A 24,851-nucleotide genomic window follows, 5' to 3' on the forward strand; every position below is an offset into this window, starting at 1 on the left:
GCGCGAGCGCTCATCGGCCGTTGCAGGGGGTGTGTACACCGGCAGTGGTGACTGCACACACCTTTCAGTCAGCTACACGGGGTGTGCGGACACCGAGAGGGGTGTGCGCTCCGGCCCAGACGCTGGACCAGTCGACCTACTGCACCGTCACGGGCATGCTCGCGTACCCGCTCGCACCGTCGGGAACGGTGTCGACGCGCACGTCCGTCTGCACCTCACCGGTGCCGTCGGTGGCCCGAGCCTCGATGCGGTGCTGGCCGGAGGTGGCGGTCCAGGCGTATGACCACTGGCGCCAGGTGTCGCGCGAATACTCGTCGGAGAGGGTGGTCTCGGTCCAGGGGCCGTCGTCGACGCGGACCTCGACACGGGAGATGCCTCGATGCTGGGCCCACGCGACGCCGGCGATCATCACCGTGCCCGCCTGGACGTCCTTGCTGCCGACGGGGGTGTCGATACGGCAGGCCGTCTTGATCGGTCCGCGCTCGGACCATCCGCGGTCGGTCCAGTACGCGCGAGCCTGGCTGAACTTGGTCACCTCGAGGTCGGTGACCCACTTGGTCGCCGAGACGTAGCCGTACAGGCCGGGGACGACGAGGCGCGCCGGGTAGCCGTGCTCGATCGGCAGCGGCTCCCCGTTCATGGCGACGGCGAGCATGGCGTCGCGCCCGTCCATGAGGACGTCCAGCGGGGTGCCGGCCGTGAAGTCGTCGTGCGACGAGGACAGCACCATGTCGGCCGATGCCTGCGGACGTGCCTCCGCCAGAATGTCTTTCAGGGCGTAGCCGGTCCAGGTGGCGTTGCCGACGAGGTCGCCGCCGATGGGGTTGGACACGCAGGTGAGCGTCACCATCCGTTCGATGGACACACGCTGTTCGAGATCGGCCAGCGTCAGCGTCATCTCGTTGTCCACCATGCCGTGGATGCGCAGACTCCAGTCCTGCGAGTTCACCCGCGGCACCACGAGAGCGGTGTCGATCCGGTAGAACTCGGCGTTCGACGTGACGTACGGGGACAGGCCGGGCAGCCGGAGATCCGCGGCGGCGGGCACGGGCGGCGCCGGGCTGTCGGGCACCGGGACGGTGAAGGCGTTGCGGTCCTGCGTGACCGCCCGCGTGGAGGCGCCGAGCACCCGTCCCGCGGCGCCGGTCGCGACGGCCGCGGCGGCGCTGATCCCGGCGAGCATCACGAAGCGTCGACGGGAGAACCCCTCCGACGCGTCCGGGTCCGCGCGCTCGACGAGCGACCGTAGGACGAGGATGCCGACCGCGACGCCGACGACGGTGGGGAGCGCTGCGATCGATCCACTGCCGGAGCGCGAGATCGCCGCCAGGACCCCGAGTACGCCGAGAACCACGAACAGTGCCGATCCGATGGGTCGCCGAGCACGTTCGAGGATGCCTGCTCCGGCGGCGAGGAGGGCGATGACGACACCCATACCGATGAAGAGGGCGAGCTTGTCGGAGGTGCCGAACGTGTCGATGGCCCACTCACGGACGCCTGCGGGGGTGTTGTCCACCGCGGCCGACCCCACAGCGACGATCGGTGACGAGTCCGGGCCGACCACGGCGGCGAGGAGTTCACCGACACCGAGCACGAGGGCGGCCGAGAGGATTCCGGACAGGGCCCTGCGCATCACGTTCACTGTGTCACTCTAGTCGTGCGAGCACCGTGTCCGAATAGTCGTTTCCGAAGGTGCCGTGGGGATCCACTCGCTCGCGTTCGACCACGACGTCGTCGAAGCGCGGGTACAGCGAACGAAGTGTGCCCGCGGTGAGGGAGTGCATCTTGCCCCAGTGCGGGCGTCCACCGACATCACGTGCGATCGCCTCCACCGCGTCGAAGTACCCACCCACCGGCCGCCGGTGGTACTGGTGGACGGCGACGTAGGCGGTGTCACGGCCGTGCGCGGTGGACAGCCAGACGTCGTCGGCGGCGGCGCAGCGGACCTCGACCGGGAAGGTCACGCGGTAACCGGTCCGCGCGATCCAGGCTTCGATCGCGCGGATCACGCTCGGCACGGACTCGGGCGGCACCGCGTACTCCATCTCGCGGAAGCGGACCCGACGGGAGGACGCGAACACGGACGAGCTGCGATCGGTGAACGTGCGACCCGACCAGGCCGCCGCCGACACCGTGTTCACCCTCGGGATGATGGACGGGATTCGCGTCGTCACGCGATTGATCACCTCGAAGGCGTTGTTGGACAACAGTTCGTCGTCGATCCACGACGACACGCGGCCCACGGGAGACAGTGGCGTGTCGGCGGGCAGCCGCGTGTTGCGCTTGGTCAGCACCCGATCCGTGTGCGGGAACCAGTAGAACTCCGGATGGTCGACGTCGCGCATGTCGTCGGGGAAACGCTCGAGCGCCTCGCCGAGGCGACCCGGGGTCTCCTCGGCGTGCAGCGCGAAGGCCGGAACGCACCGCATCGTCACGGCGGTCAGGATCCCGAACGCCCCGAGGCCGAGTCGCGCGCACTCGAACAGCGGCCCGTCCGACACCGTGACCTCCGTGCCGTCGGCGAGCACCAGTCGCGCCCCGACCACGTGGGCGGACAGCCCGGCGAACCGCGCCCCGGTGCCGTGCGTGCCGGTCGAGATCGCACCCGCGAGTGTCTGCACGTCGATGTCGCCCATGTTGGTCAGCGCCAGCCCGCGGGCGTGCAGGAGATCGTTCAGGGTGTGCAGCCGCGTTCCGGCGCGCACGGTGACGTCGGTGGTGCCGTCCGGTCCCGCGGCCACACCCTCGATGCCCGTCAGATGGTCGAGCGCTACCAGGACGCCGTCCGTCAGCGCGGCGCCGGTGAACGAATGGCCTGCTCCGACCGCGTGGACCCGGCCCTGCGCGCGCACGACGACGTCCCGGATCTCGTCGGCGCTGTGCGGTCTCACGATCGACGCGGGCCGTGCGCGCTGGTTTCCCGCCCAGTTCGTCCATTCGGTCATGGATGGATACAAGTACTGGACAACCGTCCAGGTCAACCCCCTAGACTTCGACCATGACCGTGCGCCTCCCCGCCGATCTCCGGCGTTCGCAGCTGATCGAGGCCGGGCTCACCGTGGCAGCGGAGGCCGGGATCGCCGCCGTCACCGTGCGCGCCGTCGCCGAACACGCGGAGGTCTCGCTCGGCGTCGTCCACTACTGCTTCGAGAACAAGGAAGCGCTCGTCACGGCCATGGGCGAGGCGTTGGTACAGGAGCTCGGCGCCGCCGTCGGCACGGCCCTGCACGCTGCCGCCGCCGACGGTCGGCGGGACTGCGCCGGCCCCCGTGCGCTGCGCGAGATACTGCACTGCGGCGTGGCCGCACTCTGGTCGGTCATCGAGAGCACGGCCGACCGGCAGCTGCTCACCTACGAGATCACCGCCTACTCGGTGCGCTCCGCGGGAGCCGGACCCGGCATCGGCACGTTGCAGTACCGCGTCATGGACACCGAGACGGAGAGCTTCCTCGAGGCGGCGGCCGAGGCATCACGGATGCGGTGGACCGAACCGATGGCGTCGTTGACGCGTTCCGCACTGGCGACCATCGACGGGGTGGTTCTCCGGTGGCTCGTCGACCAGGACACTCTCGCCGTCATCGCGGAACTCGACGACCTGGCCGCGCGCATCGCGGCGAAGGCGGTGCCGTCGTGACCGTGCTCGATCGGCTCGGTGCCGCGACGGCAGAGCTCGACCCGCCGCTGCTCGCGATCGACGAGGAGTCGCTCGAGGCCAACCTCGCGGATCTGGTGCGACGGGCCGGCGGTACGCCCATCCGTCTCGCGTCGAAATCCGTCCGTATCCGCGGTGTCCTCGAGCGTGCGCTGGCCGTTCGGGGGTTCGCGGGCGTCATGGCCTACTCGCTGCGAGAGGCGTTGTGGCTGAACGAGGTACCGGACATCCTCGTCGGCTATCCGACCGTGGATCGACAGGCGCTCGCCACCCTGGCCGCTGACGCCGACGCGTGCCGCCGCATCACTCTCATGATCGACTCGCGAGCACACCTCGACGTGATCGACGCCGCCGGTCCGTGGGCAGCTCCGGTGCGGGTGTGTCTCGACGTCGACGCGTCGCTCCGCATCGGACCCGCTCACATCGGCGTTCGTCGGTCGCCGCTACGTCGTCCGGCCGAGGTGGCCGCGCTGGCGCGGGAGGCGGTCCGGCGCGGCGCGTCCGTCGTCGGCGTGATGTTCTACGAGGCGCAGATCGCGGGGCTGCCCGATTCCGGACGAGCGGTGCGGTGGATGAAGCGGAAGTCGGCGTCCGAGTTGGCCTTCCGGCGACGCGCCGTGATCGATGCCGTGCAGGACGAGGTGGGCGTACTCGAGATCGTGAACAGTGGGGGCACCGGGTCGATCGAGGTGTCGGCTGCGGATCCGGCGGTGACCGAGGTGACGGCGGGCTCCGGCTTGTTCGCGCCGACGCTGTTCGATCGCTACGACGCGTTCACTGCACGACCGGCGCTCTTCTTCGCACTCCCCGTCGTCCGCACGCCGACGCGGACCATCGCGACAGCGTTCTCGGGTGGGTACATCGCCTCGGGACCGACGGGGGCCTCTCGTGTGCCGTCACTGATCGGACGCGGGGCGTTGATCCGCACCGAGGGGGCCGGGGAGGTCCAGACGCCGGTGGCGGGATCCGGTGCGGCGGTGGGGGATCGGCTGTGGTTCCGGCACGCCAAGGCCGGTGAGGTGTGCGAGCGCTTCACAGAGGCACACCTCGTGTCCGCGGACGGTTCCCGCACGACACTGCCCACCTACCGCGGTGAGGGTCGGGCCTTCGGCTGACCGGCATCATTCGTCGGGGCTCACCCGCATGAAGGCGCCGACCAACGACAGCTCCGCCGGTGTCGAGGGCAGATAGTGCGTCAGCGCGGGTGAGCGGACGACGTACGCGGCCCACTGCCCCCGCGACAAGGCGACGTTGATGCGGTTGCGCGACAACAGGAACTGCATGCCGCGCGGCACGTCCTCGGGGGCCGACGCGGCCATGGACACGATCACCACGGCGGCCTCCCGGCCCTGGAACTTGTCGACGGTGCCGCACGAGGCCTCGTGCAGTCCGGCATCGTCGAGCGCCGCGCGCACGGTGGCGACCTGGGCGTTGTAGGCCGCCACCACGAGCAGGTCCGAGGCGCCCAGCGGCCGTGTCTCCCCGTCACACGTCCAGGCCGATCCCACCAGTGACCGTGCCAGTCGGACGATCTCGACCGCTTCCTCTCGCGAGGACGTCGCGTTGCCCTCGTGGTCGACGAGAACTGTGTGCACTCCCGGGTCGACGCCGTCCAGGTGCCGTCCCAGCACTGTGTCGTGCGAGCGGAGCCGTCCGTCGTAGGACAGGTCGGACACCACGGAACACAGCTCGGGGTGCATGCGGCGAGTGGTGGCCAGGAAGTACCCGAGGTCGGCCGGGAGCGTGTCGGAGCCGTCCGCGAGCCAGCCCAGAGCAGAGGTGTCCACCGGTTCGGGGTGGCTGCCCTGGCTCACCTGCGGCAGCTGCTGCGGATCGCCGAGCAGCAGGAGGTTGCGTGCCACCCGCGCCACCGCAATGGTGTTGGCGAGCGAGAACTGGCCCGCCTCGTCGACGACCAGCAGGTCCAGCTCCTGCTCTGCGAACTCCTTGCGGTTGGTGAACGGCCAGGCCGTCGCACCCACGACGCATCCGCCGGTGTGTGTGGCCAGGTACCCGGAGTACGAGTCCACGCCGAGCCACGAGTGCGTGCTGTCGGACGACCCCTTCTTGGCGACGCTCTCGGGATCGAGCCCGGCGGCGACGACACCGTCGAGAAGGTTCTCGATCACCGAGTGCGACTGGCCGACCACCCCGATGCGCCAGCCGTGATCGCGTGCGAGTGCGGCGATCACTCGCGATCCGGTGTAGGTCTTCCCCGTTCCCGGCGGCCCTTGGACCGCGATGTAGGAATCGTCGAGATCGAGGAGCGACGCCGTGATGGCCGCAGCGACCTGCTCGTCGACGACCTCGGCGAGCGGTGCGCCGGACCGGGTCCGGGGAGGATCACGACGCAGGAGGTCGACCACGGCCGAGGCGCGGACTTCGGGAAGGCGATCCGCTGCCTCCGCCGCGGTGGCGGCGATGGCCTCCCGCAGCGTGGTCGTGTTGACGAAGGCATCGGGCGTCGTGGCGACCGGTGCGACATCGTGGGGTTCGGCGCCCTTGGACAGCGACTCCTCGAGCGTGAGGTGGGCGCCGTCCTCGGACACCTCGACGATCGTTCCGGGCATCGTCCAGCGATACTGCGGGTTCGCGCGTCTGTCGGGCGCGATCCAGTCCGGAGCAGGCGGCGCGTAGAGCACGGTCACCTTCGACCCCACGCGCCCACTGCCGGGCCCGAACTCACCGCGCACCACGCTCGTGCGCCGCTGGACCCGCTTGCCGGGCGGTGTCGCCCACTCGGTCATGGACTCCACCTCCTCGACCATGAACACGTCGCGGGTGTCGGCCCACTCGTCCATCGGCGAGGCCAGTCGGTCGAAGTGCGCCCACCAGTAGGGCTTCTCCTCGCGCTGGTGGTAGCCGACAGCGGCCGCGAGCAGGGCGATCGCCTGCTGGTCGGTCGTGCGTGAGACCGATTCACCGGCGAACTCCCACAGGGCGTCTCGCACCGCGTCCCGGTCCTCGTCGACCGGTTCGGCCGCGTCGAGCGGACCGCGGGGCACCACACCCGCGCGTTCGGCGTGACCGAGCAACCAGTCGCGCAGTTCCAGTGTGGAGCGGCAGTCGTACTCGTTGTAGTCGGCGATCTCGGCGAGGACGCCGGCCGCCTCGTCGAGGTCGCCACGGTCGCGCAGATCGCACCACCGCGCGTACTCGGTGATGGAAGCGACGGCGTCTGCCACGTCGCCGCGGTGATCGGTCATGTACAGCGGTTCGAGCTTCTTGATGCTGTAGCTCGGTGCGCCGATGCGCAGGGCGGACCGCACGACGGGATACAGGTCGACGAGGATCTGCTGCCGGAGAAGGTCGTCGACCTCGTTCTCGTACACCCCGTACCGCGAGGCCAGACGCAGCAGAGCCGACTTCTCGTATGCCGCATAGTGATACACGTGCATGCCGGGGAACGCCTCGCGGCGTGCACGCACGTACTCGACGAAGGCGACGAAGGCGGCCCTCTCCTCGTGCCGGTCGTGGGCCCAGAACGGCCGGAACGCGCCGTCGGACTCCATGACGCCGAAGAGGTACTCGAGCCCCCAGTCGGAGGAGCCGCGTTCGGCGTACAGCGGGTCGCCCTCGAAGTCGAAGAAGATGTCGCCCTCGTCCGGAGCGGGCAGTGCACCGAGAGCGCTCGGGGTGTGCACGTCGACCACCGGTGACCCCGACTGCTCCTGCTGAACCTGGGCCAGGGCCTGCGCGCGCAGGGTGCCGAGGGACCGCTCCGAGAGGTCCGCGACGGAACCGGTGTGTGCGGCCAACTCGTCGACGGTCGTGATCCCCGCGGCGTGCAACGTGGACCGCTGGGAGACGCGCATCCCGGCGACCAGCAACAGGTCACGCTGTGCCTCGACCTCGGGGGTGCAGTGCTCGCACCGGAAGCAGGCGCGAATGTCGAGGTCGGCCCAGGATGCCGGGAGCAATTGCGTCAGGTGGCCGGACAGCAGGGCCACCATCTCGCGCCGTGCGCGGCGGTAGACGGGGAGGACGTCCGGCAGGTGCACGAGATGGTCGGTGCCGTCACCGAGGACGAGGTGGCCCGTGGCGGACGTGGGAACTTCGACAGCCTCGAGCGCGTCGGCGTACGCCGCGATCTGCAGGACCGACGGGACGCGCTCGGTGCGCGACAGCTTGGTGTCGTGCACCGCATAGGTGTCGGTGGACGGGTCGTGGATCAGGAAGTCGCTGAAGCCGAGGAACTCGCCGTCGAAGAACGTGCCCTGGTAGATGACGGGGACGCGCTGCTGCGCCGCGGCGAGGGTGGCCTGTGCGGCGGCGGCCAGCGCGGACGGGATGCTCTCGGCCGGCCGTTCGATGGTCACGACGCCGTCCGGATGCTCGCGCTTCAGTCTCAGCAGCTCGCGGGCCTCGTGCTGACTGCCGAGGCGCGCGAGCCGGGCGAACATCGCGTCGTCGACCTGCTCGGTCTCGATGCGGCCGAGGTTCGCGTCGAGCGTGCGCAGGAGTGCGTACTCGCACCGGGACGCCAGCGCGAGGTCGCCTGCGCTGTGGACGAGGGTGTCTCCGGTGACGAACATGCCGCCACCCTAACGAGACCGGCCGACAGGTCAGCGGGTCCCGAGGGCAGGTGCGATCGTCGTGCCCCAGGCCTCCTTCAGCTGGTCCTCGAACAGTGCCCAGCTGTGCGAGCCCTCGCCGCGCATAGAGATGGTCGCAGGCACGCCCGCCCTCCGCACCGCGTCGGCGAAGATGCCGGTGCACGTGTTCACCATGGCTTCGACGGCTGCTCCACCGAACGGGGGAATGCTGCCGGGCGGGATGCGGTCGACGGGGCCGGGAACACCGCTCGCGGATCCTGCGTAGACAGCCGTTCCGCGGAGGCGGTCGGCGTGGAGGGACGGGTCGTGCTGCGCCCATGCGGGAGCACCGGGAGGGCCCCACATGTTGAAGGGGTTGTTCAGGGCGCCGCCGATCATGATCGAGATCGCGGCCTGGGCGAGCGGGTTCGACGAGGCGGGGCACCCGCTGATGGATGCCGCGGCACGGTAGAGGCCGGGCGCCTGCACGGCGAGATCGAGTGCCGGACCGCCGCTCATCGACACCCCTGCCACCGCGTTGCGGCGCGTACTGCCGAACTGCTGGTCCATGACGCCGGGCAGTTCCTGCGTCAGATAGGTCTGCCATTTGTTGGATCCGAGGATCGGATCGTCGGCGAGCCAATCCGTGTAGAAACTCAGACGCCCACCGATGGGGAGCACGACGGTGACGTTCTTGTCGGCGAAGAATGCCGGGGCGCCGGAGTTGTTGATCCAGCCGACTCCGTCCTCGTTGCCCAGGGCACCGTTGAGAAGGTAGAGCGTGGGGAGCGACCCGCCGCGAGCCGGGCGGAGCACGTCGTTCGGCACGACGCGGTTCATGGCGGGGGAGTAGACGTCGACGACCGAGTGTGTCGGCGAGAGCTGCCGCACCCCGACCACTCGGGCAGGCTCCGCAGCGGTGGCGGCGGGCGCCCCGAGAAGAGCCGCGACGACGGCGACGACGATGACGAAAACCAACCTCATGGTCCGATGCTCGCACGGCGGAGGGAACCGTGGGGTTCGGTTCTGTGTCGAACCGGTGACTATTGAGTCACATCAGCCACAATGGCCACATGCCGTTCTTCGAAGGACCCCGAGGTCGAGCCCACTACCGCCAGTGGGGACCCACCGAGGATCCTGCCGCGACCCTCGTGTTCCTGCACGGGCGGGGACAGCACACCGGCCAGTACCACCGGTTCGGCGCTGCCCTGTCAGCACATGGCATCGCCACCTGGGGCCTCGACCACATCGGCCACGGCTTGTCCGAAGGAGAGGCGGCCGACGACGCCGCCTACCTCGACGCGCTGGCGGAGAACGCACGTCATCTCCTCGACGTCGTGGTCGAGGCCGGCCACCGACCTGCGGTGATGGGCCACTCGCTGGGGTCCGCGACCGCGGTGCGGATGCTCGCGACCGGCGGGGGCGCGCCCGCCGTCGTGCTGGTGGCGATGCCGCCGCGCGCGATCTCCCGCGAGGATCTGACGGCAGCGACCCGGTCGCCCACCCTGGCACTGCACGGTGTGGACGACCGCATGGTGCCGATCGACGGCGTCCGAGACCTCGTGCGCGGCATCCCGACGATCACCCTGCGCGAGTACGCCGACGCCGGACACGACCTGCTGCACGAGAAGATCCACCGCACCGTGACCGACGCGGCCGTTGACCACGTCCTCGCGAACGCCTGACGTCAGCTGACGATGATGGTGCGGGTGTGCCACCCGGTCGAACCACCGGGGATCGGCGGGGTGCGCTCCTCGACCTGCGTGTTCCCGTCCTGATCCGTCGCGCGGACCTGGATGTTGTGGTTGCCCGCAGTGGCGTCCCAGTCCCAGAACCACTGGCGCCAGGTGTCGATCGTGTACTGCTCGGCGAGCGTCGCCTCCTGCCACGGTCCGTTGTCGACACGAACCTCGACGCGCTCGATGCCACGCTGCTGCGCCCAGGCGGTACCTGCGACACGGACGGGACCGGGTGCGACGGGGGCGAAGGCGGCCGGCACGTCGATGCGTGACGCCGTCTTGATCGGTGCCTTGTCGCCCCAGCCGCGGTCGGTCCAATAGGCCGTCGCCTCGTCGAAGCGCGTGAGTTCCCAGTCGACGACCCACTTGGTGGCGGAGACGAATCCGTACAGACCGGGCACGACCTGACGCACCGGGTAGCCGTGCTCGACGGGCAGCGGCTCGCCGTTCATCGACACCGCGAGCATCGCGTCGCGGCCGTCGGTGAGGGCCTCGACCGGCGAACCGATGGTCATGCCGTCGATGCTCGTGGACAGCAGCATGTCCGCGTCGGCCTGCACACCCACCTCGTCGAGGATGTCCTTGATGGGGAACCCGATCCAGGTCGCGTTGCCGGCGAGCGGTCCGCCGACCTCGTTGGACACGCACGTCAGCGTCACGACGCGCTCGATCGGAGTGCGAGCCATGAGGTCGTCCCAGCTCAGCGTCATCTCGCGGTCGACCTTGCCGTGGATCTTGAGCTGCCACTCGGCGGTGGTCAGCTGCGGGACCTGCAGAGCGGTGTCGATGCGGTAGAAGGTGTTGTTCGGCGTGACGAAGGTGGTCGCGCCCTCGACACCGATGTCGGTACCGGCCGGAATGGCGGCGGCTTTCTCGCCGGCCGCGACCGTGGGGAGGCGGAAGTTCTTGATGTCCTCGGCGACGCCGGCGACACGATCGCCGAGGTACCGGCCGACCGTGCCGGCTGCGACGGCCACCGCGGCGGCAGCGCCGAACAGGACGAGGAACTTGCGACGCGGCATGAACCCGTCGACCGTGCCCGCCGGCACCTCGAGCGCTCGCGTGAGGGCTTGCAGGACCGCGATGCCCAGGACGACGCCCACCACGGTGGGGATGACATCACTGAGCGAGGACGTCGGCCGCTGCAGCACCGCGTAGACGCCGACGGCACCGAGCACCAGCAGGATCACCGATCCGATGGGACGGGACGGGCGCTCGAGCAGGCCGGCGATGGCGGCGATGATCGCGATGCCGATGGACATGCCGACGAACAGGGCGGCCTTGTCGTTGGTGCCGAAGGTGTCGATCGCGAACTCGCGGGCGAACGCGGGCGTGCGGTCCACGGTGGTGGAGCCGACGGCGAAGAACGGTGACGACGCCGAGCTGAAGAGGAGCGAGAGGATCTCGCCCACGCCGAGCACGACGCCGGCGGCGACCACTCCGCTGAGCATGCGTGCGAAGGGGTGGACGCGCGTACGCGCGGAGTCACCCGAGGTCTGGCGTTCGGTGGTCGTCGTGGTCATGACTGCTATTCGTCACGATGGCAGTGTCGGCTTGCTCCGGTGGGCGTGTTGACGAGCCACAACGAGCGAGGCGCGCCCGTGAGGAGTTCTCACGGGCGCGCCTCGGGTGGGTCGGACGAGTGTCAGCCGCCGTAGATGTCGGCCACCTCGGTGGCGTGCGACTCCAGGATGACGTTGCGCTTGAGCTTCATGGTCGGCGTCAGTTCTCCCGACTCGATCGTGAAGTCACCGGGCAGGATCGTGTACTTCTTGATCTGCTCGGCCTTGGAGACCTTCGAGTTGGCCGTGTCGACGGCCTTGTCGATCTCGGCGATCAGGTCGGCGTTGGTCGTCAGATCACTCGCGGACGTGCTCTTGTCGAGACCGTGACGCTCGAGCCAGCCGGGCAGAGCCTCGGGATCCAGCGTGATGAGCGCCCCGATGAACGGCTTGGCGTCGCCCACGACGAGGCACTGGCTGACCAGCGGGTGCGACCGGATGGAGTCCTCGAGGCCGGCGGGCGCGACGTTCTTGCCACCTGCCGTCACGATGATCTCCTTCTTGCGACCGGTGATCGAGAGGAAGCCCTCGTCGTCGAGTGAGCCGAGGTCACCGGTGTGGAACCAGCCGTCGCGGATCGATTCCTCGGTGGCCTTCTCGTTGTGCCAGTACCCGGAGAACACGACGGGACCCTTCACCAGGATCTCGCCGTCCTCCGCGATCTTCACGGCGTGCCCCGCGAGCGGGCGGCCGACGGAACCGATGCGCTGCTTGTCGGTGGTGTTGACCGTGACGGCGGCGCTGGTCTCGGTGAGTCCGTAGCCTTCACGCACCGGAACGCCGATGCCGCGGAAGAAATGGCCCAGTCGAGCGCCGAGGGGGCCGCCGCCGGACAGCGCACTGGTGCACCGTCCACCGAGCGCGGCGCGGAGCTTCGAGTAGACCAGCTTGTCGAACAGGGTGTGCTTCGCCTTGAGCACCAGGCCGGCGCCGCCCTTGTCCTGCGCGATGCTCCACTCGATCGCGACGTCCGCGGCCTGATCGAAGATCTTGCCCTTGCCGCCGTCGTGCGCCTTCTGCTTGGCCGAGTTGTAGACCTTCTCGAACACGCGGGGGACCGAGAGGATGAAGTCGGGCTGGAACTCGGCGAACTGCTCGACCAGCGTCGTGGTGTCGGACGTGTGCGCCACCGTGACCTTGGCCTCGAAGGCGCCGAACGACACCGCGCGAGCGAACACGTGCGCCATCGGGAGGAACAGCAGGGTGCGCTTGCCCTCGGTCATCTGGTCGTGCAGCGCCACCTGGGTGGCCGTCGTCTCGGCGTAGAAGTTCGAGTGCGTGAGCTGGACACCCTTCGGGCGGCCGGTGGTCCCCGAGGTGTAGATGAGCGTGGCGGCCGACGACGCGGACACCTGCTGACGACGGGCGTGCAGATCGTCGTCGGACACGGAGGCGCCGCGGGTGGTGAGCTCGTCGATCGCACCGCCGTCGAAGCTCAGCGTCTCGCGGAGATCCGCGGCGCTGTCGGTGACGTCCTTCATGCGGGTGAGGTGTTCGGAGGTCTCGACGACGAAGAGCTTGGTCGCGGAGTCCTCGAGGATCCACTGCGCCTGATCGGCTGCGGACGTCTCGTAGATGGACACGGTGCAGCCACCGGCGGTCCAGATCGCGTAGTCGAGCACGACCCACTCGTAGCGGGTGCCGGCCATGATGGCGACGCGGTCACCGAACTCGATGCCGGAGGCCATGAGGCCCTTGGCCACGCCCGCGACCTCGTCGGCGAACGTGCGCGCCGTGACGTCCTTCCACGAGCCGCCGACTCGCCGTTGGAACGCCACCCACTCCGGGGTCTCGCTCGCGTAGCGGAACACGGTGTCGGCCATCGAGACGTCGTCCGGGATCGTGTAGGACGCGGGTACCGAGTATTCGTGCACGGTGTCTGTACCTTCCAGTAGCAGCAGGTTTGTTGTGTATTGGATCACATGAAGCGATGCTGCGGTGATCGTAGTGCCGTATCCGCTTTGTCCTGTTCGAACAGTTGTCGTTCTGCAGGTGGTCGCTGGACTAGACTCTGGTGCACATGAGCACTTCCGAGTCGGAAACGGTGTCCACCGACACCCCCTCGTTCGTCGATCTCGGTATCGACGAGCGTGTGCTGAAAGCCCTCGCGGACGTCGGGTACGAGACGCCGTCGCCCATTCAGGCAGCCACCATCCCGCCGTTGATGGCCGGGAACGACGTCGTCGGCCTCGCGCAGACAGGCACCGGCAAGACCGCCGCGTTCGCCGTGCCGATCCTCTCGCGCCTCGACGTCGCCAACCGGGTGCCGCAGGCGCTGGTTCTCGCGCCCACCCGCGAGCTGGCCATCCAGGTGGCCGAGGCGTTCGGCAAGTACGCCACCCACATCGAGGGCCTGCACATCCTGCCCATCTACGGCGGGCAGGCGTACGGCATCCAGCTCTCCGGTCTGCGGCGCGGCGCCCACATCGTCGTCGGCACGCCCGGTCGCGTCATCGACCACCTCGAGAAGGGCACGCTGGACCTGTCGCACCTCGAGTACCTCGTGCTCGACGAGGCCGACGAGATGCTGAAGATGGGATTCCAGGAGGACGTCGAGCGCATCCTCGCGGACACCCCCGAGTACAAGCAGGTGGCGCTGTTCTCGGCCACCATGCCGTCGGCGATCCGCAAGATCTCGCAGCAGTACCTGCACGATCCGGTCGAGATCACGGTGAAGACGAAGACGTCCACCGCCCCCAACATCACGCAGCGGTACGTGCAGGTGGCGCATCAGCGCAAGCTCGACGCGTTGACGCGGATCTTCGAGGTCGAGGACTTCGAGGCGATGATCATCTTCGTCCGCACCAAGCAGGCCACGGAGGAGCTCGCCGAGAAGTTGCGGGCGCGGGGCTACTCGGCCGCCGCCATCAACGGTGACATCGTGCAGGCGCAGCGCGAGCGGACCATCGGTCAGCTCAAGAACGGTGCGCTCGACGTGCTCGTCGCCACCGACGTCGCGGCCCGCGGTCTCGACGTCGAGCGGATCTCGCACGTCGTCAACTACGACATCCCGCACGACACCGAGTCGTACGTGCACCGCATCGGGCGGACCGGTCGCGCCGGGCGCGCGGGCGAAGCGCTGCTGTTCGTCGCGCCGCGGGAGCGTCATCTGCTCAAGGCCATCGAGAAGGCGACGCGGCAGCCGATCACCGAGATGCAGCTGCCGAGCGTCGACGACGTCAACGCGCAGCGCGTGGCCAAGTTCGCCGACTCCATCACCCAGTCGCTGTCCTCGACGTCGCTCGGGCTGTTCCGTCGACTCATCGAGGACTACGAGCGCGAGCACGACGTGCCGCTCGCGGACATCGCCGCGGCGCTGGCGACGCAGTCGCGGGACGGCGACGCGTTCCTCATGTCGCCCGAGCCGCCGCCCCCGCCGCGGGAGAAGCGCGAGCGCCCCGAGCGCAAGTTCGACGATCGGGACGCACCGCCGTTGCGCAAGTCTCGCAAGGGCGATCAGGATCTGGCGGTGTACCGGATCAGCGTCGGCAAGCGGCACAAGGTGGCGCCCGGTGCCATCGTCGGTGCCATCGCCAACGAGGGCGGGCTGCGGCGCAGCGACTTCGGGCACATCAGCATCCGGCCGGATCACAGCCTGGTCGAGCTCCCGGCGGATCTCGCGGACGAGACGTTGGAAGCGTTGCGCCGCACCAGGATCAGCGGCGTGCTCATTCAGCTGCAGCGCGACGGCGGACCGCCCCGCGGCAAGCACTGACACCAGCGCACCCCCGCGAGATTCTCGCGGGGGTGCGGTGCATCAGCTCTTCTGCAACGCCGAGGGATGCGCGTCGGTGTCGACGCCGGGGACTCCGCGGCCGCGGATCGACGCGCCCGCCGTCTCGGCGACGAAGAGCAGTGCGATCAGTCCGACGACGCAGGCGCCCATCATGTAGAACGCCGGGACGAGATCGTTGCCGGTCCGTTCGACGAGCCACTCGTTGGCCGCCGGCGCCGTGCCACCGAACAACGAGGTCGACACGTTGTAGGCGATGGCGAAGCCGGCGAACCGGACGTGCGTCGGGAACATGGCCGGGAACGTCGCCGAGATGGTCGAGAGCTGCAGGACGTAGAGCAGGCCCAGCACGGTGAACGCGACGATGGCCCAGCCGAAGTTGACCGTCATCAGCATGTACATCGGGATCGCGAAGATCAGCAGTCCGACCATCGAGACGAGCCACAGTGGCTTGCGCCCCACCTTGTCCGACAGTGCTCCGGCGAACGGAATGACGAGCATCATGGCGAACTGCCCGATGACGACGAGGAACAGCGACGACGTGCTCGACAGGCCGATCCGGCTCTCCAGATAGGTCGGCATGTAGCTCAGCAGGGTGTAGTTGCAGACGTTGAGCGCGACGACGAGGCCCATCAGCGTGAGGATCGGTCGCCAGTAGGTGGCGATCAGTTCGCGGAACTGGGTGGACGTCTTGTGCTCCACCGCGTCCTCGTTCTCGAGTTCACGGAACACCGGGGTGTCCTCGAGCTTGGACCGCATGTAGAGCCCGATGAGCGCCAGCGGCCCGGCGACGAAGAACGGCAGGCGCCAGCCCCACGTGTCCATGAACGCGTCGGTGGAGAGCAGGTCGACGGCCAGCACCACGAGGGCGCCGAGGGAGAAGCCGCCGAGTGTGCCGAACTCGAGGAAGCTGCCGTAGAAGCCGCGCTTGCGGTCGGGGGAGTACTCGGCCATGAAGGTGGCTGCGCCGCCGTACTCACCGCCGGTGGAGAAGCCCTGGATCATGCGCAGGATCACCAGCAGAACCGGTGCCCAGAAGCCGATCGAGGCGTAACTCGGGATGACACCGATGAGGAAGGTCGCGGTGCCCATCAGGATGATGGTCAGTGCGAGGACGTGCTTGCGGCCGAGACGGTCCCCCAGTGGTCCCCAGACGAGGCCGCCGAGCGGCCGCACGAGGAAGGACACCGCGAAGATGCCCAGCGTCAGCAGGGTGGCGGACTCGAGGTCGTCCGGGAAGAACGCGCGGGAGATGTACGTGGCCGTGTAGGCGTACACGCCGTAGTCGAACCACTCGGTCGCGTTGCCCATCGCCGAGGCGCCGATCGCGCGCCGGAGAACCCCGGGCGGAGCGTCCTTCAGCGCCGGTGTCGGGTTGTCGACAGAACCTGATTCGGAAGTACTCACTCACCCAGACCTACCGAAGTCGTGGCCGAACCTCAGCATCGAGAGGGGCGATCGGTCTCTTCGTTATCGAGTCGTTACGGCGCCCGGGCCGCCGCGACAGTGGCCGTTCGGCACCGGAAACCACCTCTCACCTGGCCCTCGCACGGACCGTCGTCGTCGGTGTCGCGGCGCGGGAGCGGCGGCATCCGATCTCGGGCACTGCCGGCAGCGTCGGCGCCGTCCGCGCAGGCATGACTGCTGTCTCGGCGCTGCTCGTCTTTCCACTGCTCAGCTAGGTTGTGGACGGATAGATTGTGGTCGGACAGGTCGTGGTTCGGGGGACACGCTCACGCGCGGTGGTCGAGGAGGACGAGTCGATGGTGTCGACGCCCGTTCCCCCACGAGTGACCGCTGCGGCGCTGGACCGATCGCGCCTCGGTGGGCCCGTCCGGTCGCCGGGGCGCTACCTGGCGGCGTCGTTCACGGTGGCCGCCGTGGTGCTGGCCGTCTACCTGATCGTGCCCGCATCGATCCGGACCGGCGTCTTCGCGGTGGGCGCCATCGGCTGCATGGTCGTGGTCCTGGTCGGCCTGCGGCGCAACAGCCCGACCGACACGTACGCCTGGCGGTGCATGCTCGGCGCGGCGACGTCCTTCCTGGTGGGCCTGTCCGCGCGGAGCGTGCGCGCGGACCTGCCCTCGGCGATCCGGCTGCTGCCGGAGGTACTGGTGTTGCTCGGCTACCTGCTGCTCGTCCTCGGCATCGTCGGCTGGTCGCGGCGAGGGGGCAACTCGCGGCCCACCCCGACCATCATCGACGCGGTCCTGGTCACGCTGGGCATGACGTTCGTGTCCTGGGTGCTGCTGGTGGCTCCGGTCCTCTCGACCACGCGGGACGTGCCGTCCGTGGTGCTCAACGGGCTGTTCCCCGCGATCGACGCCGGTCTGTTCACGATGGCGTTCTTCCTGCTGTTGTCGAAGAGCCGCTTCAACGTGTCCCTGGTTCTCCTCGTCGCCGCACTGCTCGTCACCATCGTCGGCGATCTCGGCTACGCGATCGCGACGGCCCGCTCGGTCGCCCCGCCCGCGGTCGTCCTCGACGCGATGTATCTGCTCGCGTTCGTCCTGCTGGCCGCCGCGTCGCTGCATCCGTCGATGGCGTGGGTGGGCCGCGCGGGAGGTGTGACGGCCGCGCTCACCCGGCAGCGGATGACGGTGTCCGTCGCGCTCGTCGCCACCTGCGCCGCGCTGCCGCTCGTCGGCGACGCGGTGGGGACCGCGGACGTGGTGGTCCGCTCGACCTTTCTGGCCGTGATCCTGGTGGGAATGTTCGTCCGCGGTGAGCGGGCGCTGAGCCGGGTGCAGCGCAGCGAGGACAAGGCCCGCCACGACGCCACCCACGATTCGCTCACCGGTCTCCCCGATCGGTCCATGCTCGAGTCGATCCTGGAACGCGCTGCGCGGAGGCCGTCCTCGTCGGCGTCGGCCACCACCGTGCTGTTCGCGGACCTCGACAACTTCAAGGTCGTCAACGACTCGTACGGCCACCGCGCGGGCGACGAGCTCATCCAGGCGGCGGCGCAGCGCATCCGGCGCGTGGTCTCCGCCGACGAGGACGTGGTGCGGTACGCCGGCGACGAGTTCGTGGTGGTGGCGCACTGTGACCGGGCCCGTGCCGAGGAACTCGCGGAACTGCTCCTGGCCGCGTTCGCGGAACCGTTCGAGTTGAGTGTGGCGTCGCTGTACGTGAGCGTCAGCATCGGCATCGCGACGTCCTGCGGTCCCGCCGGGCTCGCGGACGATCTGGTCCGCGAGGCCGACACGGCGATGTACGACGCCAAGTTCCGCGGGCCGGCGGCCTACGCGTTCTTCGACGAGTCCCTGCGCACCGCGGCGACCCGGTCGGTCGAGCTGGGCAGCGCGCTGCGCGGCGCGGTCGCGCGCGGGGAGATGGCGGTGCACTACCAACCCATCGTGTCGCTGCGGACCCACGACGTGCTGGTCTACGAGGCCCTGGTGCGGTGGAAGCATCGCGGCCGCTGGGTGGGGCCGGACGAGTTCATCCCGGTCGCCGAGGCCACCAACATGATCTCCGAGATCGGGACCTGGGTACTCGACACGGCTCTGGGCGATCTGGTGCGACTGCGGGCGGCGGGAGCGCCGCGCATGTCGATGTCGGTGAACCTCTCCGTGCTGCAGCTGCGTGACGAGCGGCTCCCGGACGTCGTCGCGGACCTGCTGGCGTCGCACGGTCTGGACGGGTCGGTGCTCGGGCTCGAGGTGACCGAGAGTGCCCTCATCGCCGATCCGGTGGTGGCCAATCGGGTCCTCGCACGTCTCGCCGAGCAGGACATCGTGCTGGTGCTCGACGACTTCGGGATGGGGTACTCCTCGCTCGGTCGCCTACGAGATCTGCCCATCACCGTCATCAAGATCGACAAGTCGTTCATCGACCGCGTCCCGGTCGACGACGCGTCGGTGTCCATCGTGACGGCCATCGAGGCCATGGCCACCGCGCTGACCATGCGCACCGTCGCCGAGGGCGTGGAGACGACGGAGCAGGAGCGCATCGTCACCGAACTCGGCTGCACGTACGCGCAGGGGTACCTCTACGGGCGCCCCGCGCCCGTGGAGACGTTCCTCTCCTGACGCGTCAGCGGAGCCGTCGGCCGTGGCGGACGGGAACCGAGTTGACGGTGCGGACCGACCAGCCGTCGTCGTCGCGGACGACGATGCTCACGCCGGCGTTCGCGATGCGCGGCGCAGGGTGGCCGGTGATGGACCTCAGCACGGCCCGGATGATACCGCCGTGGGCCACGGCGACGAGGGACCTGCCGGGGTTCTCGTCGGCCAGCAGGTCGAGTCGACGACGCCCTCGCTCGGCGAGCGCATCGTGCGACTCGGCGCCCGGGTAGTCACCGTCGGGCCAGTACGCCCACGCCTCGTAGCCGGTCATGCCCTCGGCACGTCCGAAGCGACGTTCCATCAGGTCCTCGTGGTCGGCCGAGCGGGTGAGCCCGATGACGTGGCCGATGATGTCGGCGGTCTCCGACGCCCGCGAGAGCGGCGAGCTGACGAGGGTGTCCCACGAGTCGTCGGCCAGCGCGGCGGCCGCTGTCCGGGCCTGGCTGCGCCCGATGTCGTTGAGCGGGATGTCGGAGGAGCCCTGCAGACGCCCCTCGACGTTCCAGTCGGTCTCGCCGTGGCGCACGAGGGCCACTCGGACAGAGGTGCTCCGCGCCCGGGAGTCGAGGTGATCGGTCATGGTCGGGCCCAGAATATCGGTCGACGGCACCCCTGTCCGAGCCTGGTTACCGGAGAGTACGGTGCTAGAGATCAGCGAAGGACTTCGAAAGGTCACAGATGAACCTGGCACTCACCGATGAGGAAGCTGCGTTCCGCGACGAGATGCGAACTTTCTTCCGTACCGAGATCCCTGCCGATATCCGCGAGCGCAACGCGGCAGGCGAGGAACTCGAGCGCGAGGACATGATCACGACGCTGCAGATCCTGAACAAGCACGGCATGGCGAGCCCGCACTGGCCCGTCGAATGGGGTGGCAAGGACTGGACCCCGATGCAGCACCACATCTGGTTGGACGAGCTGCAGCTCGCGTCGGTGCCCGAGCCCCTGGCCTTCAACATCTCGATGGTGGGGCCCGTCATCGCGACCTTCGGCAGCGAGGAGCAGAAGCAGAAGTTCCTCCCGCCCACGCAGAACCTCGACATCTGGTGGTGCCAGGGCTTCTCCGAGCCCGAGGCGGGATCGGACCTCGCGTCGCTGCGCACGGTCGCTCTGCGCGACGGTGACGAGTACGTCATCAACGGTCAGAAGACGTGGACCACGCTCGGCCAGTACGCCGATTGGATCTTCGTGCTGGCGCGTACCAACCCGGACGCGCCGAAGAAGCAGGCCGGTATCTCGTTCATCCTGGTGGACCTGAAGACCCCCGGCATCACCGTGCGCCCGATCAAGCTGATCGACGGCGGCCACGAGGTCAACGAGGTCTGGTTCGAGGACGTCCGCGTCCCCGTCGAGAACCTCGTCGGCGAGGAGAACGCCGGCTGGACCTACGCCAAGTTCCTGCTGAGCAACGAGCGCACCGGCATCACGCGACTCGGCTTCACCAAGACCAAGCTGGCGCAGGCCAAGGCGCTCGCGGCCGAGACCACGGTCGGGACCGGCACGCTGCTCGACGATCCGGTCTTCGCCGCTCGGTTCGCCGAGCTCGAGAACCAGGTGCTCGCACTCGAGCTCACCCAGCTGCGCATCGTCTCCAGCTATGTCTCCGGCAAGGAGAACCCGGCGTCGTCGGTGCTCAAGCTCCGGGGCAGCGAGCTGCAGCAGCTGGCCACCGAGATCCTCACCGACGTGGCGGGACCGGACTCGCTCCCGTTCGCGGCCGGGGAGGACTCGCCGACACCGGTCTGGGCGCAGCGTGCGACCCCGACCTACCTGAACTTCCGCAAGACATCCATCTACGGCGGCTCGAACGAGGTGCAGCGCACCATCATCGCGTCCGGCATTCTCGGTCTCTAGGAGCGCACGACATGCAGTTCGAACTGGACGAAGAACAGAAGCTGCTGCGCGACACGGTGCGTGACGTGCTCGCCCGCAGTTACGACAACGAGAAGCGCAAGGCAGCGGTGGAGAGCGAGCGCGGCTGGACCGAATCGGTCTGGAAGCAGTTCGCCGAGCTGGGCCTGCTCGGCCTCAGTTTCGCCGAGGACGACGGCGGCATGGACGCCGGACCGGTCGAGACCTTCGCGGTCATGACCGAGATCGGTCGCCGCCTCGCACCCGAGCCGCTGCTGGACTGCGTGCTGATTCCGGGTGGTCTCATCACCGAGGTCGGATCGACCGATCAGCGTCAGCGCATCCTGCCGGGCATCGCGGAGGGGCAGACCCTTCTCGCATTCGCGCATTCCGAGCCGGGCACCCGCTGGCCGGCGGCCGAGGTGTCGACGTCGGCCACCGAGGACCTGCGTGAAGGCCGGAGGCCGGCCGGATCGGGTGGCTCGTGGGCACTCTCGGGTGTGAAGAACCCTGTGCTGCACGGTGACTGCGCCGATCACTTCGTGATCAGCGCGGCGCTGCCCGGCGGCGGCGTGGGCCTGTTCCTGGTCGCGGCCGATGCCGAGGGACTCACGCGCAAGACCTACCGCACCCACGACGGACTGCGCGGCGCGTCGCTCGAGCTGTCGGACGTCGCGGGCGAACCGCTCGGTGACGGCGGCGACGCCAGTGCCGCCATCGTGGCGTCCAACGTCCGTGCGCAGGCGGCTCTCGCTGCCGAGGCGCTCGGTGCGATGGAGGAGTCGCTGCGACTCACCACGGAGTACCTGAAGCAGCGCAAGCAGTTCGGTGTGCCGCTCGCCAAGTTCCAGGCACTGACGTTCCGCGCTGCGGACATGTACGTGCAGCTCGAACTGGCACGCAGCATGGCGCTCTACGCGACGATGTCGCTGGCCGACGGATCTCCGGATCCCACGGTCGCGTCGCGGGCGAAGCTGCAGATCGGACGCTCCGCCCGGCAGATCGGCCAGGAGTCGATCCAGCTGCACGGCGGAATCGGTGTGACGGACGAATACCCTGTGGGACATTACTTCTCGCGTCTCACGGCCATCGAGCACACGCTCGGCGGGGTCGACGATCACCTCCGGGTGATCACGTCGTCGCTGAAGGATCACGAGATGCTCGGCGTCTCCTAGCACCGCCTCGACGAAGGCCGGTCGCCCGCGTGGTGACCGGCCTTCGTCCTGTTCGGGGTCAGCCGACCAGGTTGATCAGCGGGGTCCCGTCGGCGAGATGCCGGATGTTGGCGACGATGTCGCGGCAGCGGCCCTCGAACGTTCGGCGCGTGATGCCGGACGAGTGCGGCGTCATCAGCACGTTCGGCAGGCTTCCGAACGGGAGTGCACTCGGCTCGCCTCGCCCGTCCGGGCCGGGGTAGCTGTACCAGACGTCGATGGCCGCGGCGCCGAGCTCGCCGCTCGCCAGCGCGTCGTGTAGCGGCCGCTCCTGCACCAGCGGCCCGCGGCCGACGTTGATCAGGACTCCCGCCGGCCCCAGCGCGCGGAGCTCGTCCGCGCCGATCATGCCGGTCGTCGCCGCGGAGAGAGGTGCCGAGACGACGACGATGTCCGACTCCGCCATCAGCCGCGGAAGTTCCGTGGCATCGCCGGCCCAGTCCAGGCCGTGAGCGGCCACGTCGACGGCTCCGCGTCCGGTCACGGCGGCGCCGAAGCAGCCGAGGGTGCGCAGCAGCGACCACGAGCGCTGCCCGATGTGGCCGAAGCCGACGAGGCCCACGCGGGCGCCCGCCGTCGCGGACGGCTGGGGCAGCGTGTCGTCGTACACCGAGGTCGACCAGACACCCTGTCGCAGTGCGTGATCCTGCGTCAGGAAGCCACGCCGCAACAGCACCGCAGACGCGAGCACGTACTCCGCGATGGAGTCCTCGTGGTGGAACGTGTTGGCCAGCAGTGTGGTCGATGGAAGGGCCGCACGGGCGACGTTGTCGACGCCGGCTCCCGCGACCTGGACGAGTCGCAGGCCCCGGCCCGCCTGCGCCATGGCCTCGGTGACCCGGCCCCCGACATGGACGTCCGCATCGGCGAGGTCGGCGACGAGCGCGTCCTCGTCGAAGCGTTCGTGCCACGACACGACGGTGCCGTCCGGCATCCCCGCCTCGACGGCGTCCCGATGCGGGAGGAGGTTGCGGTCCGCGACGACGACCTTCATGCGCGCTGCAGGCAGGGGCGCTTGCTGTCGAAGGTCCAGTTCGGCACCAGGTACTGCATGCCGACCGCATCGTCGCGGGCCCCGAGGCCCTCGCGCTGGTACAGCTCGTGTGCGGCCTCGACGCGCTCCATGTCGAGGGTCACTCCGAGACCCGGCACGTCGGGGACGGTGAGGTACCCGTCCACGATGGGGAACGGATTCGTCGTGATGCGCTGGCCGTCCTGCCAGATCCAGTGCGTGTCGATGGCGGTGATCTCACCGGGAGCGGCAGCTGCGACGTGCGTGAACATGGCGAGCGAGACGTCGAAGTGGTTGTTGGAGTGCGATCCCCACGTCAGACCCCAGGCATCGCAGAGTTGCGCGACGCGGACCGATCCGTTCATCGTCCAGAAATGGGGATCCGCGAGCGGGATGTCGACGGCGCCGGATCGAATGGTGTGTCCCATCTCGCGCCAGTCGGTGGCGATCATGTTGGTGGCGGTGGGCAGGCCGGTCGCGCGCTTGAACTCCGCCATCACCTCGCGCCCGGAGAATCCGCCCTCGGGTCCGACCGGGTCCTCCGCGTAGGCGAGCACGTCGCGCAGACCACGGCAGGTCTCGATCGCGTCCTTCAGGAGCCACCCGCCGTTGGGATCCAGCGTGATGCGTGCCGTGGGGAAGCGTTCCGCGAGTGCGCGCACGGCGTCGGCCTCCTGCGCTGCGGGGAGGACACCGCCCTTGAGCTTGAAGTCCTGGAAGCCGTACCTGGCGTGTGCCGCTTCCGCGAGTGCGACCACGGCGTCGGGAGTCAGTGCCTCCTCGTGGCGCAGACGGGACCAGGCGTCGGCGGAACTGCCCTCGTCCGAGGGTGCGCGGTACGCGAGATCCGTCTTGTTCCGGTCGCCGAGGAAGAAGAGATACCCGAGCGCCTGCACTCGGTCGCGCTGGCGGCCGTCGCCGAGCAGGGCCGCGACGCTCACACCCAGGTGCTGGCCGAGCAGATCGAGCAGTGCGCTCTCGACGGCCGTCACGGCGTGCACGGCGATCCGCAGATCGAAGGTCTGGGCGCCGCGTCCGCCGGAGTCGCGGTCCGCGAACGCGCGGCGCATCGCGTTGAGCACGGCGTGGTAGTTGCCGACCGAGGCGTTCTCGACGAGGACGCGGGCGTCCTCCAGGCAGCGGCGGATGGGCTCGCCACCCGGCACCTCGCCCACACCGGTGCGCCCGTCGGAGTCGGTCAGCACGACCAGGTTCCGGGTGAAGAACGGTGCATGGGCGCCGCTGAGATTCAGCAGCATGCTGTCGTGGCCGGCGACGGGAACGACGCGCATCGCGGTGACGACGGGCGTGGCATGGGAGGTTCGGACCTCGGTGACGGTGCTCACGTCGACGAGCCTAGGGCGGGTGATTCATTCCCGTCCAACACCATTTGTGGATGCAGCGATGCAGGGTGAGTATCGATCGAGTGCGCCGGCGCCGAGTGCGCACATCTGCCATGAAGCGCACACCCCGTCCAGTCGGC

17 protein-coding genes are annotated in these 24,851 nt (G+C 69.1%); 7 read left to right on the top strand and 10 right to left on the bottom strand.

The genetic code is table 11. The annotated features are described in order from the left end of the window. Positions 1 to 136: 136 nt before the first annotated feature. The gene (locus OG947_RS14845; protein ID WP_328812158.1) at positions 137 to 1,633 is read right to left on the bottom strand and encodes a molybdopterin-dependent oxidoreductase; all 1,497 of its coding nucleotides are present in this window, start codon (positions 1,631 to 1,633) and stop codon (positions 137 to 139) included. Between the two features lie 13 nt (positions 1,634 to 1,646). After that, positions 1,647 to 2,945 (bottom strand): D-arabinono-1,4-lactone oxidase, encoded by a 1,299-nt coding sequence (locus OG947_RS14850; protein ID WP_328811260.1) that lies wholly within the window; start codon positions 2,943 to 2,945, stop codon positions 1,647 to 1,649. 53 nt (positions 2,946 to 2,998) lie between these two features. On the opposite strand from OG947_RS14850, the gene OG947_RS14855 reads away from it, so the two are divergent. Next, entirely contained in the window at positions 2,999 to 3,634 is a 636-nt protein-coding gene (locus tag OG947_RS14855) for a TetR/AcrR family transcriptional regulator (RefSeq protein ID WP_328812160.1), read from the top strand. Then, positions 3,631 to 4,767 carry an alanine racemase gene (locus tag OG947_RS14860; RefSeq protein ID WP_027504694.1) on the top strand — a complete coding sequence of 379 codons (1,137 nt, stop codon included), beginning with the start codon at positions 3,631 to 3,633 and terminating at the stop codon, positions 4,765 to 4,767. The genes OG947_RS14855 and OG947_RS14860 overlap by 4 nt, the downstream gene beginning before the upstream one ends. 6 nt (positions 4,768 to 4,773) lie before the next feature. On the opposite strand, the gene OG947_RS14865 is transcribed toward OG947_RS14860, so the two are convergent. Together OG947_RS14865 and OG947_RS14870 are read right to left on the bottom strand one after the other, a co-directional pair. After that, a complete protein-coding gene (locus tag OG947_RS14865; RefSeq protein ID WP_328812161.1) occupies positions 4,774 to 8,187 on the bottom strand; it encodes a TM0106 family RecB-like putative nuclease in 3,414 nt (1,137 codons plus the stop codon). 30 nt (positions 8,188 to 8,217) lie between these two features. Then, positions 8,218 to 9,171: an alpha/beta hydrolase gene (locus tag OG947_RS14870; protein WP_328812162.1), complete on the bottom strand. Its 954-nt coding sequence runs from the start codon at positions 9,169 to 9,171 to the stop codon at positions 8,218 to 8,220. A gap of 89 nt (positions 9,172 to 9,260) precedes the next feature. Here OG947_RS14870 and OG947_RS14875 point away from each other — a divergent pair, with 89 nt between their 5' ends. Next, positions 9,261 to 9,872 carry an alpha/beta hydrolase gene (locus OG947_RS14875; protein WP_328812163.1) on the top strand — a complete coding sequence of 204 codons (612 nt, stop codon included), beginning with the start codon at positions 9,261 to 9,263 and terminating at the stop codon, positions 9,870 to 9,872. Between the two features lie 2 nt (positions 9,873 to 9,874). On the opposite strand, the gene OG947_RS14880 is transcribed toward OG947_RS14875, so the two are convergent. Together OG947_RS14880 and OG947_RS14885 are read right to left on the bottom strand one after the other, a co-directional pair. Then, on the bottom strand, positions 9,875 to 11,449 hold the full coding sequence (locus OG947_RS14880) for a molybdopterin-dependent oxidoreductase (RefSeq protein WP_027504698.1): 1,575 nt from the start codon (positions 11,447 to 11,449) through the stop codon (positions 9,875 to 9,877). Between the two features lie 122 nt (positions 11,450 to 11,571). Beyond that, positions 11,572 to 13,362 (bottom strand): AMP-dependent synthetase/ligase, encoded by a 1,791-nt coding sequence (locus OG947_RS14885; protein WP_027504699.1) that lies wholly within the window; start codon positions 13,360 to 13,362, stop codon positions 11,572 to 11,574. A 146-nt stretch (positions 13,363 to 13,508) separates the two neighbouring features. On the opposite strand from OG947_RS14885, the gene OG947_RS14890 reads away from it, so the two are divergent. Next, the gene (locus OG947_RS14890) at positions 13,509 to 15,203 is read left to right on the top strand and encodes a DEAD/DEAH box helicase (protein ID WP_051613107.1); all 1,695 of its coding nucleotides are present in this window, start codon (positions 13,509 to 13,511) and stop codon (positions 15,201 to 15,203) included. Positions 15,204 to 15,245: 42 nt separating this feature from the next. Here OG947_RS14890 and OG947_RS14895 read toward each other — a convergent pair whose 3' ends face one another. Next, on the bottom strand, positions 15,246 to 16,532 hold the full coding sequence (locus OG947_RS14895; protein WP_081821135.1) for an MFS transporter: 1,287 nt from the start codon (positions 16,530 to 16,532) through the stop codon (positions 15,246 to 15,248). Between the two features lie 431 nt (positions 16,533 to 16,963). On the opposite strand from OG947_RS14895, the gene OG947_RS14900 reads away from it, so the two are divergent. Then, a complete protein-coding gene (locus OG947_RS14900; RefSeq protein ID WP_222631621.1) occupies positions 16,964 to 19,255 on the top strand; it encodes a putative bifunctional diguanylate cyclase/phosphodiesterase in 2,292 nt (763 codons plus the stop codon). A 4-nt stretch (positions 19,256 to 19,259) separates the two neighbouring features. On the opposite strand, the gene OG947_RS14905 is transcribed toward OG947_RS14900, so the two are convergent. Then, a complete protein-coding gene (locus OG947_RS14905) occupies positions 19,260 to 19,871 on the bottom strand; it encodes a histidine phosphatase family protein (protein ID WP_328812164.1) in 612 nt (203 codons plus the stop codon). A gap of 98 nt (positions 19,872 to 19,969) precedes the next feature. Between OG947_RS14905 and OG947_RS14910 the strand changes: the two genes are divergently transcribed. Then, positions 19,970 to 21,145: an acyl-CoA dehydrogenase family protein gene (locus OG947_RS14910; protein ID WP_027504702.1), complete on the top strand. Its 1,176-nt coding sequence runs from the start codon at positions 19,970 to 19,972 to the stop codon at positions 21,143 to 21,145. An 11-nt stretch (positions 21,146 to 21,156) separates the two neighbouring features. Continuing rightward, complete coding sequence (locus tag OG947_RS14915) at positions 21,157 to 22,317, top strand: acyl-CoA dehydrogenase family protein (protein ID WP_328812165.1); 1,161 nt, start codon at positions 21,157 to 21,159, stop codon at positions 22,315 to 22,317. A gap of 58 nt (positions 22,318 to 22,375) precedes the next feature. Here the strand turns inward: OG947_RS14915 and OG947_RS14920 are convergent, their stop codons facing one another. Together OG947_RS14920 and OG947_RS14925 are read right to left on the bottom strand one after the other, a co-directional pair. Continuing rightward, positions 22,376 to 23,350 (bottom strand): 2-hydroxyacid dehydrogenase, encoded by a 975-nt coding sequence (locus tag OG947_RS14920; protein ID WP_328812167.1) that lies wholly within the window; start codon positions 23,348 to 23,350, stop codon positions 22,376 to 22,378. Beyond that, entirely contained in the window at positions 23,347 to 24,660 is a 1,314-nt protein-coding gene (locus OG947_RS14925; protein ID WP_222645945.1) for an enolase C-terminal domain-like protein, read from the bottom strand. Before OG947_RS14925 ends, OG947_RS14920 begins: the two co-directional genes overlap by 4 nt. Positions 24,661 to 24,851: the final 191 nt, after the last annotated feature.

Origin of the sequence: Rhodococcus sp. NBC_00297 (assembly GCF_036173065.1) — a bacterium.
In the GTDB taxonomy this organism is placed as follows: domain Bacteria; phylum Actinomycetota; class Actinomycetes; order Mycobacteriales; family Mycobacteriaceae; genus Rhodococcoides.